This is a genomic window from Paenibacillus sp. RRE4 (assembly GCF_031844205.1).
GTDB lineage: Bacteria > Bacillota > Bacilli > Paenibacillales > Paenibacillaceae > Paenibacillus > Paenibacillus xylanexedens_B.
Map to the genome: position 1 here is coordinate 3324461 of NZ_JAUZUT010000001.1, position 14492 is coordinate 3338952.

The window sequence follows — 14492 nt, forward strand, 5'->3', positions numbered from 1 at the left end:
GTTTACCTCTCCTCTCCCATTTTGACCGCCTGATGAACTCTGAGCCTGCGAATCTGCCAGAGCAGCATCGATGCTCCGATGATCAGCATGACTACGGTTACGCCATACAGTTGAAGCATATCCTGCTGTTCAAAGACGATGCGGAATGGCGGAACCTGTGCAGACACGTTATCCGTCGTTTGCAGGAATGGCAGGAAGAGCCTGCTTGAAACCTGACCAATGCTAATCCCCAGCAGGATTGAAAGCCCCGCCGTGAATACCTGCTCCAGCAATAACATACCGCTGAGCTGTGCTCTGGATAGACCCATTGCCCGCAGGACACCAAACTGCACCACACGTCCCGAGAGGTTAAAGAACCAGTACAGCACGTATCCGATTAACGAGATGATTACCGATACCAGGAAACCCAAACTCAGAATGCCAAACACCCCGCCCCTGGATGGATGTTTGCCCTGGGTGACCAGTTCGGTTCGCACATCGCGGACAGAGGATAGCTCAATGCCTTCTGCAGCGAGTTTCTCCATTAATGGAGCTACCTTGGCATCCGGTTTCATTTTTAACCATACTTCGTAGGGGATTAGTGGCACCTGATCGTAAATATAATCCAGATTAGCCACGAAAAATGGCATCTGATCCGGGTATTGCGAAGGCCAGTATGGAATAATGCCAAAAACAACAAATTCTATCGCTTGACCCTGTACCCCCATGGAGACCATGTCTCCCGTTTTGAGCTTGAACTTGTCGGCAAATTTCGAAGAGATCAGTACAGCCCCTTCATATTTACCAAGCAAATCAAGATATTTGTAAGGATGTGCAGGGAATAGATCGTTACGGAACCAGGCTACTTTGGCAAAGTCTACATTATCGATACCGACGAGCATCCCTTGTCCGCCGGATTTACCCGAGACAATAATGTTGCCTTTCGTTTGCAGTACACGTGCAGCATGCTCCACACCGTTTAATTGGCGGAACACCTCAAATGGGGGCTCGGAGTATATGATTTTGGTTGGTTGCGATGAACCGCCGCCGCCACCTCCGGGAGCTCCACCACCGCCATTTCCTCCACCAGCACCACCACCGGCCCCTCCGTTGCCTCCACCTTGCTGCCCGCCGCCTGATCCGCCGCCCTGTCCAGAACCTCCCGGTTTCACCTCGGGGGTTCCTTCCCATACCGTTTGCATAATAACATCCGAGCCATAACGGTAAAGCGTACGTTCTGTTGAATTCAAATCAATGGTTCGCGCTGCGGCCGAGTTATACACTCCAAGGCCGAGCGTCAGCACTAACAGAATCATGAGCGGATAATAGGATGAAGATGAACGGGATAACTGTGTCAACGTCAGATACATTGGAACTGGCAATAACTTGCGTCCGATCAACTGTATCAGTTTCAAAATCCATGGGAACAAACGCAGGAAAAACAGTCCAAGCGCAAAGATCGCCAGCGCAGGTACAAAGAACAGAAACGGCTGCACCTGTAACTGATCCGTCGTCATCCCCGTCTGGAACGTCAGCATCTGACGTTCATAAAACAGATAGTATCCGTATCCCGCCAGACCGAGCAGTCCCACATCAAGGAACCATCGTTGCCACAGCGGCGCACGATCGGTACGTGCCTGGCGCCTTTTAGCGGATACAATCGTTGCCCGTGCATACGTAATTGCCGGAATCAGTGATGCAATAATGGCAACCAGTACCGCCGCCACGCCAAGCAGAATCGCTTCTTTGGAGACGCCAATCGGAATGGATTTCCGATCTACAAAGGATAAGAATCCACTTGCCGAGCCGATACTCTTCGCCATGAACCATCCGAGTAGCGGCCCAACCACCAATGCAATCGCGCCCAGGAAAATGCCTTCAAGCAGATAGAGCGAAAAGATTTGCCGAGCCGAGGCTCCGCGGCTGCGAAGAACAGCGATGTCACTTTCCTGCTTTTGCAAGGATTGTCTGGCATTCATCGCGATAAAATAAAAGACCATTGCAATCATCGGTGCAGCCAGCGTAAACAACATCGTCTGCAGCTGCAGACTCTGGCTACGGAATTGTTTGAGCAGATCACCGAAGGTAATATCAACCTTGGTATCTTTCAGCCGCTGATAGAGATCAATATCCAGCCGTTCCAACACAGAGCTGAGGCCCGATAACTGGCTCGTTTGAACATCTTTCAGATCAAACGCATAGTACCAGCGTGAATTCTGTAGTGGAATCCCCTTTTCTTTGAGCAATACGTCGTTAAAAACCGATTCATTCACATAAAGTCCATTCATCATGCCGTCGAAGCCTTGAACCCAATAAGGATTATTCGGATTGTCGGCCTTGAAGGAACCCGTAATTTTCACACGCAACGTGATATTCAGACCACTGTAGATCGGATATTCCAAAATATCTCCCACATGAAGATCATTTCGGTACATCCCTTCTTCCAGCATCACAGCTTCGATGATGTCGTCCTTGACCTGATTCCCAGGTTTGACACCCGCCGAGTAATTCACCTGATCATCCAGTCCACTCATCGTCCCCAGTGTCATACTCCGCACACGGCTTGCATCCACTTTGGTCGGATCTTCAGGACTGACCTCTGTACTGCGAATGGATCTCGAATTCACATACGTATGAAATGGAAATCCAATGTCGCGAGGAACATCCTCGCGAATGTAGCGATTCACTTCATCCAGTCCTCTGGTATCAGTCTTTGCACCCCCGGGTGCCTGGTAACTCATCAACAGCGATCCTGCTGGTAAACCTTCACTGTTATCCTGCAGCGTCTGCGCGACAACCCGTTTCAACGCACCATCGGCATACATTGGAATACTGACGGTGAACGCTACCGCCACAATCAAGCCGATTAATGTGCTGAAAGTCATCCAGCGTGTGTTCCACATTTTGCGGAACAGCAGCCGAAGCAATGGCAGCCCCATTAGCGTCCCACAACTTTCTGACCAACCGTCAGACCTTTCAGAATCTCGACATCGGTTGATGTCTGCTGTCCAACCTCAACGTCCACTTCACGCTTGCTGCCATCATTCTCGATCACCTGTACATAGGTTCTTGAACCGATGGAGCGCAGAGCAGATACAGGAATGACAATTGCGTTCTCGGTGCGCTGGGTTACGATCGAAACCGTTAAAGGCGTACCGCGTTCTACATTTTTCGGCATCTTTGCCAAGGTAACAAGAACATATTGATCAAGCGTTTCCTTCGTTGGAGGTGTGCCTCCTTGGCCTTGGCCTGATCCATTTCCATTATTGTTACTGGAAGCATCGGCTGTAGGCATTGCTTTGATCTTACCAGCCACTTTGCCAGCACCGTTAATGTCAACTTCAGCCTTCATGCCAGAAGTAAATTTCTCCAGATCCTCCTTGGCAAATGTAGCCGCCACAACCAGGTTGGACGTATCCGCAATGGTCGCAACCGGATCATACGCTTTGACCGATGCGCCCTTCTCTACTTGAACCGCAATCACGGTACCTCCGAATGGAGCCGTCAGCGTGGATTGTCCCAGCTTTTCTTCCAGATCAGCAAGCTCCTGACGAAGTTCTTCAAAAGCAATGGTTGCTTCTTCAAACTCCACGGGATCCATCTCATCCTTCTTACGTAGCGTTTCCTTCATCTGTACTTCCGATTTGCGAATCTGAAGCCGCTTGCCGCGAATCTCCTTCTCCACACTGGTTACGTCGAGGACAGCAAGAACCTGTCCTTTCTTCACTTTATCCCCCGTTTTTACATTCAACTCCTGAATGTGCATGCCATCCAGCGTAAAATATACTTTTTCTTCACGCTGACTCATCATTTTGCCACTACCGCTCACCTTTTTCTCCAGCGTCTCCGTACGGACTTCATATTCCGGTTTTTTGGAGATCGTAGGCGGCGTTATTGGTGGAAGCACCTCTTCCTCCGATTCAGATGGCAGCAATGAACAGCCTGACATCGTTGCAGCGAGTATTGCACCAAGTACAATAAGCGCCGTGCGTTTCCCCCTCTTCGGAACGGCACCTTTACGTGAGAAATCTGCCGTCCGCCATTTCATAAACATGGTCCGCAACCTCCAAAATTGTAGGATCGTGTGTAGTCATACATATCGTTACTTGTTCTACTTCAATGATATTGCGGAACACAGCCATAACCTGTGCACCCATTTTGGAATCCAGCTCCGCCGTTGGTTCATCCGCAAGCAGCAACCGAGGCCTGTGTGCAATCGCTTTAGCGATGGCCACCCGTTGCTGCTCCCCCCCGGACATTTCAAAAGGCCGGTGCTTCACCCGTTTGCTCAGTCCGACCAAGTCCAGACAGTGACCTACTCTGTCCTTCCATTCCGACCGCGGTACATCCGCCATACGGAGCGAAAGCTCTACATTTTCCCAAGCAGATAATAACGGCATAAGTGCATACGCTTGAAAAATAAACCCAATCTCTCTGCGCCGCAAAGCGGTTCGCCGTTGATCTCCCCAATCCTGAAGAGGCTGTCCGGAGAATAGAATCTCTCCACTGGAAGGCTGGTCAAGTCCGCCAAGCATGTTCAGCAATGTTGTTTTACCTGAGCCAGACCGTCCTTTCAGCATAACAAGCTGCTGCGGCTTTACTTCCATATCAATGCCTTTGAGCACATGAATGATACGACTGCCTGTCTGAAAGCTGCGATGAACGTTGCGTACCTCCAGCACGGGTCCATCATACGGAGGCAACAATTCCTTTCTTGGCTTCGCTTTGGTCTTCTCCGGTTTGTCCTCTATGGCTATAGCCGTTGCAGACTCCTCCATAGCAGACACCTCATCTGACGTGAGCGTTTCCGCGCTTAGAGACCTGTGCTCCGTTATGTACGAAGGTTCTTCCGATGTAGCCCTTTCCCCCAGCTTAGGTTGTTCCTGCTCGCGTTCATCACCCGATTGGCTCTTGGCAGTTCTTTTCCTTGAAAATAACTTTTTCATGCCAGCAATCACGCTCATCCTCTCTTGTTATACCGCGCATTTCCTTCATGCGCCCTAAAACTAGAAATCTGTTCCATGCTACACTGAATTATAAACGACTGCTCTCCACTAAAAGTTACAAGCTTTTTACAACGTCAGCGTGAAAAAGTTAATATTTTGATGAACATAACGAAAAAGCACCCCAAGTTACGGGATGCCTCTTGATTATTCGATAGTTTTGCTGTCATTACGGGAATCATTACAATTTTGATACCGTTTGCTGCATAGCAGTCTATTGTAGATGGGATGATATTATTTACCAAATGAAGAAGGATCTTCACGCCATAAATGAAGAAGGATTTTCGCGCCATGATCGAAGCAGCGCAAAATCACTCTCTTGAATGGTTCCTTGAGCCAACGCAACATCCATCAGCGCTGTATAATTGGACAGCGTTTGTAGCGGTATGCCAGCTTCCTCGAATGCTTTCACGCCTTTATCCAGCTGATAGCTGAAAATGGCAAGAACTGCGAGTGGTGTCGCTCCTGCTACGCGTACAGCTTCTGCCGCTTTAATCGAACTTCCTCCGGTCGAAATCAAATCCTCGATCACGACTACTTTCTGCCCTTCGCTGATTAAACCTTCAATCAGATTTTCCTTGCCATGACCTTTCGCTTTATCTCGAATATAGGCCATCGGCAGATTCAGCTTCTGAGCTACCCATGCAGCGTGTGGAATACCCGCGGTTGCTGTACCTGCAATCACCTCAGCATCTGGATATTGATCACGAATGATTGCGGCAAATGCTTCGGCAATATCGTTACGAATCTCAGGATAAGACATCGTCAAACGATTATCACAATAGATTGGTGATTTGATGCCGGATGTCCAGGTGAATGGTTGCTGCGGACGCAGTGCCACCGCTTTGATTTTTAACAACTGAGAAGCAATATGGTTTGGAATTTGGCTAAGTTCGATCATACGTTCAACATCTCCTTCAAAATGGTCTCTGCCGCTTCACGCGGGTTTGGTGCACCGGTAATGGGTCTGCCCACAACGATGTAATGACTGCCTCTGCCAATGGCCTCACCTGGTGTCAGGACACGTGTCTGGTCACCGAGACCACTGCCTGCTGGACGAATGCCGGGGGTTACCGTGCGAAATCCACTGCCACACGCTGCCCGGATTGCTGGCACTTCGAGCGGAGAAGCCACCACACCATCCAGCCCGGCCTCCTGAGCCAGCCCGGCATAACGAACTACCGCTTGCTCTACACTCCCAGGGATACCGATCTCGTTATTCATCGTTTCCAGACTGGTGCTGGTCAATTGTGTCACAGCGATAATCTCAGGTCTTCTCAGCGAAGGATCTGCAGCAAGGGCAGCTTCCGCACCTTCACGTGCTGCACGCATCATGCTGGCCCCACCCGCCGCATGTACATTAAACATGTCCACTCCAAGACGTGTGATGCTTTCGGCTCCGCCACGCACGGTGTTCGGAATATCATGCATTTTCACGTCAAGAAACACGGAGTACCCTCTCGCTTTAAGCTCCCGAATAAAGCCCGGACCCGCTGCATAGAACAACTGCATGCCGACCTTGAGATAACAGGGAATACCCTCAAGAGCTTGTACCAGTTTCTGTGCCTCATTTGCTCCCGGGTAATCGAGTGCAACCATCAGACGTCCAGCCATTTCATTGAAATTCGGGTGATTCATATCCCAGCGCCCCTTCCGCATGCTCATTTTTTTCCGTTTTTGCCCGATATAAAGGACATCCCGCCAGCCCGCGGGCTGACTGATGTCCTTCATCAAGTGACTATTCATTATACAAAGGCTGGCATAGCCTCCGAGGAGAAGTTGATCGTTTGTAGCATGATCAATAGCGCACGAATGGTATCCAGCGAAGTCATACATACCACACCGTTCTCAACCGCTTCACGGCGGATACGGAATCCGTCACGTTGTGGCGTTTTACCTTTAGTCAGGGTATTGAACACAAAGTTCGCTTCACCGCTACGGATCATATCGAGAATGTTAGGTGAGCCTTCGCTCAATTTGTTCACAACGGTTACCGGAATGTTAGCCGCTTGAAGCGCAGCTGCCGTTCCGCCAGTTGCCATGATTTTATAACCCAGTCTGTAGAAACCTTCGAGCAGAGGTACTGCTTCGTCTTTATCTTTGTCTGCGACAGTAACAACGATTGCACCCGTAGCCGGAATTTTCATTCCTGCTCCGATCAGACCTTTGAACAGGGCTTTCGCATAGTTCGGGTCACGTCCCATAACTTCACCCGTCGATTTCATCTCAGGTCCCAGAGTTGGCTCAACACGACGCAGCTTCGCGAAGGAGAACACAGGCACTTTTACTGACACGTGATCCGTTTCAGGCCACAGACCATCGACATAACCCAGATCTTTCAGCTTCACACCCAAGATCGCTTGTGTTGCCAGGTTCGCCATTGGAATGTTGGTTACTTTACTCAGGAAAGGAACCGTCCGGGAAGAACGCGGGTTAACCTCGATAACATAAACCTGGCCCTCGTGAATAACAAACTGGATGTTTACCAGACCAACTGTTTTCAATTCTTTTGCAATTTTGATTGTAATCTCTACAATTTTCTCTTTCAGATCTGCAGACAGATGCTGCGGCGGATATACCGCGATGGAGTCACCGGAGTGTACCCCTGCGCGTTCGATATGCTCCATGATACCCGGAACCAATACCGTTTCACCGTCACAGATGGCGTCTACTTCTACCTCTTTACCCAGCATGTAACGGTCGATTAGAACCGGATGCTCCGGATTGATTTTTACCGCTTGCTCCATGTAAGTCAACAGTTCCGCATCGGAGTATACGATCTCCATCGCACGACCGCCCAGGACATACGAAGGACGAACAAGCACAGGGTATCCGAGTGATTGTGCTGTTTCCACAGCATCATCTACAGAAGTTACTGTTTTACCTTTTGGCTGTGCAATCTCCAGACGGGAGAGCAGACGCTCGAACTTTTTGCGATCCTCTGCTTCATCGATGCTTTCCAGATCCGTACCGAGGATCGTTACTCCTGCATTGCGTAGCGGTGCTGCCAGGTTGATCGCTGTTTGACCACCAAACTGCACGATAACCCCTACCGGTTGCTCTTGCTCGATAACGTTCATGACATCCTCGAAGAACAGTGGTTCGAAGTACAAGCGGTCAGATGTATTAAAGTCTGTGGAAACCGTCTCCGGGTTGTTATTGATAATAACCGCCTCGTATCCGGCTTTCTGCAAAGCCCATACCGCATGTACTGTCGAGTAGTCGAACTCGATCCCTTGACCGATGCGGATTGGACCCGAACCAAGCACCACCACTTTTTTCTTGTCCGAAGGCAATACTTCATTTTCTGTCTCATACGTCGAGTAGTAGTAAGGCGTTGTTGCTTCGAATTCGGCCGCACAGGTATCTACCATTTTGTAAACCGGACGAAGGTTCTCCTGTTCACGACGTGCTCTGACTTCTGCTTCGGTCGTCAATGTACCTCCAGGCTGACCTTCGGCACGCAACTCAGCGATAGCACGGTCCGTAAAGCCAAAACGTTTCGCTTGATAGAGAGTTTCGGAAGTCAATTCGGATTCTGCGCGAACGCGGTCTTCGAACTTAATGAGCCCTTCGATTTTATCCAGGAACCACCAGTCGATCTTGGTCAGATCCTGCAGTTGTTGCAACGTATAACCTCTGCGGAAAGCTTCCGCGATCAGGAACATACGCTCATCGTCCGCTTTCATCAGACGTTCGTTCAGCGTCGTTTCATCCAGTGTTTCTGCACCTTTCAGGTACAGACGGTGTACACCAATCTCCAGGGAACGAACCGCTTTGTGAATGGACTCTTCGAACGTACGTCCAATCGCCATAACTTCGCCTGTTGCTTTCATCTGTGTACCCAGTTTGCGGTTCGCGGATGTAAACTTGTCGAACGGCCAGCGTGGAATTTTGCTTACGATATAGTCAAGTGTCGGCTCAAAACAAGCGTAGGTTTGGCCTGTAACCGGGTTAACAATCTCATCCAGCGTGTAACCCATCGCGATTTTGGCAGCCATTTTCGCAATCGGGTAACCTGTAGCTTTGGAAGCTAGTGCGGATGAACGGCTTACACGCGGGTTAACCTCGATAACATAATATTGGAAGCTATGTGGATCAAGTGCGAACTGTACGTTACATCCTCCCTCGATGTTCAGGGCACGGATGATTTTCAGGGAAGCGGAACGAAGCATTTGGTATTCACGGTCAGACAACGTTTGGCTTGGCGCCACAACGATACTGTCACCTGTATGAACGCCTACCGGGTCAAAGTTTTCCATGTTGCAGACTACGATGCAGTTATCGTTCTTGTCACGCATAACCTCGTACTCGACTTCTTTCATGCCGGCGATGCTTTTCTCTACCAGACATTGACCAATCGGACTGTAACGAAGTCCTGCTGCTACGGTTTCGCGTAACTCTTCTTCGTTTGCACAAATTCCGCCGCCTGTTCCGCCAAGGGTGTAGGCCGGACGAACGATGATTGGATAACCGATTTCACCAGCGAATTGCAGGGACTCTTCCAGCGTTGTAACGATAACACTCTCTGGTACGGGCTGTTCCAGTTCACGCATCAGATCACGGAACAGATCACGGTCTTCCGCTTTTTCGATGGAAGTCAGTTGTGTTCCGAGCAATTTCACGTTTTCACGCTCAAGCACTCCCGCTCGTGCGAGTTCTACGGCCATGTTCAGACCTGTTTGGCCGCCCAGTGTTGGCAACAAACCGTCCGGACGTTCCTGACGAATGATTTGGGTTACAAAATCAAGCGTAATTGGCTCAATGTACACTTTGTCAGCCATATTGGTATCCGTCATGATTGTTGCAGGGTTGCTGTTAATGAGTACAACTTCCACGCCTTCTTCTTTCAGAGCCTGGCAAGCTTGCGTACCGGCATAGTCGAACTCGGCCGCTTGACCGATGACGATTGGACCGGAACCAATCACCAGGATTTTTTTGAGATCTTTGTTAATTGGCATGTTATTGCGCTCCTTTCACTGCGGCTGCCAATACGGCTTGACGCGGCTTTTGCGGGTTAGTGATCTTGTACTCACGAATCATCTCGATGAAACGGTCAAACAAATAGCTGTTATCATAAGGTCCTGGCGCTGCTTCCGGGTGATACTGCACGGAGAAGGCAGGATATTTTTTATGTTTCAGACCTTCGATGGTCTTGTCGTTATTGTTGATATGGGTAACTTCAAGATCAGTGCTTTTCACAGACTCTTCGTTTACCGTGTAACCGTGGTTTTGGGATGTGATGAAGCAGCGTCCGCTCTCCAGTTCTTTAACCGGGTGATTGCCTCCGCGGTGTCCAAACTTGAGTTTTTCCGTGTCTGCGCCTGCTGCCAGGGCGAACAACTGGTGACCAAGGCAGATGCCGAAGATCGGATATTCACCGAGCAACTCGCTGATCATGTTCACGGCATGAGGAACGTCTTTCGGGTCCCCAGGGCCGTTGGACAACTGAATACCATCCGGGTTCAGTCTTCGAATTTCGTCAGCCGTTACGTCGTGCGGTACGACAACAACGTCACAGTTACGTTTGCTCAGTTCACGCAAAATCCCTGTTTTCGCACCGTAGTCGACCAGAACGATACGTTCTGCTGTTCCCGGGCTGTTGTACACATGCTCTGTAGACGTCATAGGCACCTGATTACGCAATTGCTCAATCGTAGTGTCCGACATCATCTCCAGCAGTTCTTCGACAGGTTTCGATCCTGTTGTGAGAATTCCCTTCATTGTACCGTGGTGACGAATCCGGCGAGTCAACATCCGTGTATCAATCTCGCTGATCCCTACGATCCCGTATTCTTTCAGCAGATTATCCACGCTGTACTCTGCACGCCAGTTGCTCGGCGTTGGCTCATGGCGTCGTACTACGAAACCGTGTACGTACGGACGAATCGACTCAAAGTCATCCCGGGTAATCCCGTAGTTACCGATCAATGGATACGTCATCGTTACGATCTGGCCACAGTATGAAGGATCTGATAGTACCTCTTGATAGCCTGTAATTCCCGTATTAAAAACGACCTCTCCTGTCGTTTCACCTTCCGCGCCAAATGCTTTTCCGGTGAACAGCGTGCCGTCTTCCAACAATAATCTTGCCTGTCCCTGCATCCCATTTCACTCCCTCTGTGTTTATCAAAGTTAAATGCTCTTGGGTTGAACGTGGAGTTACGTTAGCGTGGGACTCCGTGGACAGAAAACCCTTCGATCGCTGTTATCCCCGGATTACTTTGGTTCCATTTTTCAAATGGGGTAATCCGGGGATAAAGGCGAGCGCTTCGCTTCTCCGGGTCTTTTCTGTCCACTTCGTAGCTAAGGTCGTGCTCAAAGTTCAAAAAAGTACATTTAACTATGTTTGTTTTGTATGTTGGGCTCTCGGCATCATTTTGCCTTGAGTTTGTTTAAAGAAAAGAAATTACTGATTACTCTGGTATTTCAATGAAAATTTTATGTTATGAGAACTAATGTGCATATTTAACGATGTATTACGTCAGCATGTTGCTGTTTTATTGCTCTAACGTGTTATTCCATACACTTTTGCCATCCACCCATGTTTGTACCGGCCAGCCTTTCAGCTTCCAGCCTGTGAACGGTGTGTTTCTACCTTTTGTTGCGAACGTTGCCGGGTCAACCGCTTTTTCCCGATTCAGATCAATCATCGTCAGGTCGGCAGGTGCTCCTGCTTCCAGCTTGCCCGTATCCAGTCTGAATACGCGAGCCGGATCGGCCGTCATACGTTTGACCAGGAAATCTAACGTCCACAATCCCGTTTTAACAAACTTGGTGTACAGCAGCGGGAAGGCCGTTTCGAATCCAACAATGCCAAATGGTGCGAGCTCCATGCCTTTGGCTTTCTCTTCTTCGCTATGCGGTGCATGGTCAGTCACAATCATGTCGAGCGTTCCATCCAGCAAACCTTCGATACAAGCCTGCACATCACGCGGTGAGCGTAGCGGCGGGTTCATCTTCCAATTGGCATCCATGCCTGGAATATCTTCATCGGATAGAACAAGGTGGTGTGGGCATACCTCAGCAGTCACCTTGATGCCGATCGATTTCGCCAGACGAATCAGACGAACCGATTGTTCTGTACTGACATGGCACACATGATAGTGTACACCTGTTGCTTCTGCGAGCAAGATATCACGTCCGACGTGAATCGCTTCAGATTCATTCGGAATACCTTTGATGCCATGGCGCTTGGAGAATTCACCTTCGGTGACATATCCGCCAACTACCAGAGAATCATCCTCACAGTGTGCAATCACGGGCATATCCATGCTTGCTGCAAGGCTCATCGCATCCTTCATCATTTGCGCGTTCTGTACACCAACGCCGTCATCCGTGAAGCCAATCGCACCCGCTGCCTTTAATGCGGCAAAGTCAGTCAATTCGCGGCCTAGTTCGTTTTTGGTAATCGCCGCATAGGGCAAGACTTTAACCAGATCTGCTTCCTTCGCTTTATTCAGTACCAGTTCCACAACCTCAGGCGTATCCGTTACCGGTCTTGTGTTAGGCATACAGGCGATCGTTGTAAAACCACCTTGCGCAGCGGAACGAGCTCCTGTTTCGATCGTCTCTTTGTGTTCGAATCCAGGCTCACGCAAGTGCACGTGCATATCGATTAATCCAGGGATCACCAGCTTGCCTGATGCATCCGTCACCTCTTGCGCTGACTTCTCGGCGTTCCGTACGATTTCATCTTCCGGGCCAGCGATCGTTTTAATTTTACCTTCTTCTATAAGAATGGTTTTCCGTTCAAGTTCCCCTTGTTGATTCAAGACGTTTGCGTTTTTTATCACCTGTACCATAATTGTCCTCCGCTTCGTTTCTGTCCAGCAGGGTAGATCCGCTAGATGAATGTTTTATCGTCTACTCTCTCCGTTGGTGTGCAAGAACATCGTCTCGCCAGCCTATGACTCTATGCTAGGCCCTGTTACAGCTTCATCGCACGTTCCATAACCGCCATGCGGATCGGAACTCCGTTTGCCATCTGTGGGAAAATCCGTGATGCTTCACTCTCGACAACCGCATCATCGACTTCAACGTTACGGTTCACAGGAGCAGGGTGCATAATAATCGTGCTTGGCTTCAGGCGTGACGCCCGTTCTTCCGTCAATCCGTAGTGTTCGCGATAATCCTCAGCTGAAGTGATCAGGCCATGTTGATGACGTTCCAATTGAACCCTGAGCATCATGACTACATCAGCATCCAGCGCTTCTTCAAGACCTACATAAGGTGCGTGCTGTGCAAGCTCCGGCGCCTGCATCGTTTGCGGTGCGCAGAAACGTACATCTGCACCAAACTTTTGCAGTGCCCACAAGTTAGAGCGTGCTACCCGGCTATGCATGATATCTCCGATGATCGAGACACGTAAACCTTTCAGTTCACCAAATGCCTTCCTCATCGTGTAGAGATCAAGGAGCGCTTGCGTCGGATGCTCGTTATTGCCATCTCCCGCATTCACTAGCGGTACACTTACCTTCTGAGCCAGTTGCTGCAAGACCCCTGCCGGTTTTAAGCGAATGACCCCTGCATCAATGCCCATGGATTCAAGTGTTCGAACTGTGTCGTAGATCGACTCGCCCTTCTCCACACTGGATGCAGCTGCCGTGAAGTTCAGCACCTGAGCGCCAAGACGTTTCTCTGCCATTTCAAAAGAGAAGCGGGTGCGGGTACTATTCTCGAAGAACATGTTCGCTACAAAGCGGGACTCAAGAATCGGAACGAGTTTCTCCTTCTGTGCTTCCCAGTGGGCTGCGCGGTTCAGAATCGACTCGATCTCATCACGGCTAGTATCTTTTAATCCAAGCAAGCTCCGGTCTCTCAACGCTGTCTGTGTAATCATCATGCCTGCTCCCCTCGGTTCTGTATGATTTTGACCTCATCCTGTCCGTCCGTCTCCATGAGTGCAACCTCGATCTCTTCTGATTTGGATGTCGGCACGTTTTTGCCGATAAAATCAGGTCTGATCGGTAGTTCCCGGTGTCCGCGGTCTGCAAGTACCGCCAGTTGTATGTTCTGTGGTCTTCCGCAGTCCATCAGCGCATCCATCGCGGCTCGTATTGTGCGTCCGGTGTACAACACATCATCGAACAAAATCACTTTTTTGTTATGAATGGAAAGTGATTCAGGTGTCATAATCAACAGTTCCTTGCGATTCGTCTGGTTATCTTCCAGTCGGTCATCACGATACAGGGTTACATCAAGTTCTCCCCAGGGAACTTTGGCGCCTTCAATCTCTTCGATCTTGGCGGCGATTCGTTCGGCCAGATACACTCCGCGGGTGCGGATTCCAACCAGCACGCAATCGTCGATGCCTTTGTTCTTCTCCAATATTTCATGGGCAATCCTTGTCAATGCGCGGCGGATCGCCGTTTCATCCATAATGACATGTGTCTCTGTGCTCATGCGTTCAGCCTCCTCAGGATTTTCCTTCGAAACCATGGCCCCGTGACGAGGAGAACAAAAAAGACTCCTTGCCGTGTTTATTGGCAAGGAGTCTCCGAACTTCAG

General features: G+C 49.7%; 10 protein-coding genes. All 10 read right to left on the reverse strand.

All coding sequences use genetic code 11. The annotated features are described in order from the left end of the window. Positions 1–2: 2 nt before the first annotated feature. The 10 genes from Q9R46_RS15030 to pyrR all read right to left on the reverse strand — a co-directional run bounded on the left by Q9R46_RS15030 (position 3) and on the right by pyrR (position 14387). Positions 3–2918: an ABC transporter permease gene (locus tag Q9R46_RS15030; protein WP_311280592.1), complete on the reverse strand. Its 2916-nt coding sequence runs from the start codon at positions 2916–2918 to the stop codon at positions 3–5. Beyond that, positions 2918–4033, reverse strand: a complete 1116-nt coding sequence (locus Q9R46_RS15035) for an efflux RND transporter periplasmic adaptor subunit (protein WP_145332001.1) — start codon at positions 4031–4033, stop codon at positions 2918–2920. The genes Q9R46_RS15030 and Q9R46_RS15035 overlap by 1 nt, the downstream gene beginning before the upstream one ends. Next, the gene (locus Q9R46_RS15040) at positions 3996–4943 is read right to left on the reverse strand and encodes an ABC transporter ATP-binding protein (protein ID WP_311280593.1); all 948 of its coding nucleotides are present in this window, start codon (positions 4941–4943) and stop codon (positions 3996–3998) included. The genes Q9R46_RS15035 and Q9R46_RS15040 overlap by 38 nt, the downstream gene beginning before the upstream one ends. A 298-nt stretch (positions 4944–5241) precedes the next feature. After that, positions 5242–5883 carry an orotate phosphoribosyltransferase gene (gene pyrE, locus Q9R46_RS15045; protein ID WP_145332003.1) on the reverse strand — a complete coding sequence of 214 codons (642 nt, stop codon included), beginning with the start codon at positions 5881–5883 and terminating at the stop codon, positions 5242–5244. Beyond that, positions 5880–6620, reverse strand: coding sequence for an orotidine-5'-phosphate decarboxylase (gene pyrF / locus Q9R46_RS15050; RefSeq protein ID WP_311280594.1), 741 nt, complete (start codon positions 6618–6620; stop codon positions 5880–5882). Before pyrF ends, pyrE begins: the two co-directional genes overlap by 4 nt. Positions 6621–6727: 107 nt before the next feature. Then, a complete protein-coding gene (gene carB / locus Q9R46_RS15055; protein ID WP_311280595.1) occupies positions 6728–9943 on the reverse strand; it encodes a carbamoyl-phosphate synthase large subunit in 3216 nt (1071 codons plus the stop codon). Between the two features lies 1 nt (position 9944). Next, complete coding sequence (gene carA / locus Q9R46_RS15060; RefSeq protein ID WP_311280596.1) at positions 9945–11087, reverse strand: glutamine-hydrolyzing carbamoyl-phosphate synthase small subunit; 1143 nt, start codon at positions 11085–11087, stop codon at positions 9945–9947. Positions 11088–11482: 395 nt separating this feature from the next. Further along, positions 11483–12787: a dihydroorotase gene (locus tag Q9R46_RS15065; RefSeq protein ID WP_311280597.1), complete on the reverse strand. Its 1305-nt coding sequence runs from the start codon at positions 12785–12787 to the stop codon at positions 11483–11485. 125 nt (positions 12788–12912) lie between these two features. Then, positions 12913–13824, reverse strand: coding sequence for an aspartate carbamoyltransferase catalytic subunit (locus tag Q9R46_RS15070; protein WP_397386384.1), 912 nt, complete (start codon positions 13822–13824; stop codon positions 12913–12915). Further along, positions 13824–14387 carry a bifunctional pyr operon transcriptional regulator/uracil phosphoribosyltransferase PyrR gene (gene pyrR / locus Q9R46_RS15075; protein WP_311280599.1) on the reverse strand — a complete coding sequence of 188 codons (564 nt, stop codon included), beginning with the start codon at positions 14385–14387 and terminating at the stop codon, positions 13824–13826. Before pyrR ends, Q9R46_RS15070 begins: the two co-directional genes overlap by 1 nt. Positions 14388–14492 lie beyond the last annotated feature (105 nt).

What these genes read in the sequence shown, in the direction of transcription:
- Q9R46_RS15040 (WP_311280593.1), bottom strand. Translation starts at nt 4,943, where the DNA reads ATGAGCGTGATTGCTGGCATGAAAAAGTTATTTTCAAGGAAAAGAACT.
- carB (WP_311280595.1), bottom strand. Translation starts at nt 9,943, where the DNA reads ATGCCAATTAACAAAGATCTCAAAAAAATCCTGGTGATTGGTTCCGGT.
- pyrF (WP_311280594.1), bottom strand. Translation starts at nt 6,620, where the DNA reads ATGAATCACCCGAATTTCAATGAAATGGCTGGACGTCTGATGGTTGCA.
- carA (WP_311280596.1), bottom strand. Translation starts at nt 11,087, where the DNA reads ATGCAGGGACAGGCAAGATTATTGTTGGAAGACGGCACGCTGTTCACC.
- Q9R46_RS15065 (WP_311280597.1), bottom strand. Translation starts at nt 12,787, where the DNA reads ATGGTACAGGTGATAAAAAACGCAAACGTCTTGAATCAACAAGGGGAA.
- Q9R46_RS15030 (WP_311280592.1), bottom strand. Translation starts at nt 2,918, where the DNA reads ATGGGGCTGCCATTGCTTCGGCTGCTGTTCCGCAAAATGTGGAACACA.
- Q9R46_RS15070 (WP_397386384.1), bottom strand. Translation starts at nt 13,824, where the DNA reads ATGATTACACAGACAGCGTTGAGAGACCGGAGCTTGCTTGGATTAAAA.
- pyrR (WP_311280599.1), bottom strand. Translation starts at nt 14,387, where the DNA reads ATGAGCACAGAGACACATGTCATTATGGATGAAACGGCGATCCGCCGC.
- Q9R46_RS15035 (WP_145332001.1), bottom strand. Translation starts at nt 4,033, where the DNA reads ATGTTTATGAAATGGCGGACGGCAGATTTCTCACGTAAAGGTGCCGTT.
- pyrE (WP_145332003.1), bottom strand. Translation starts at nt 5,883, where the DNA reads ATGATCGAACTTAGCCAAATTCCAAACCATATTGCTTCTCAGTTGTTA.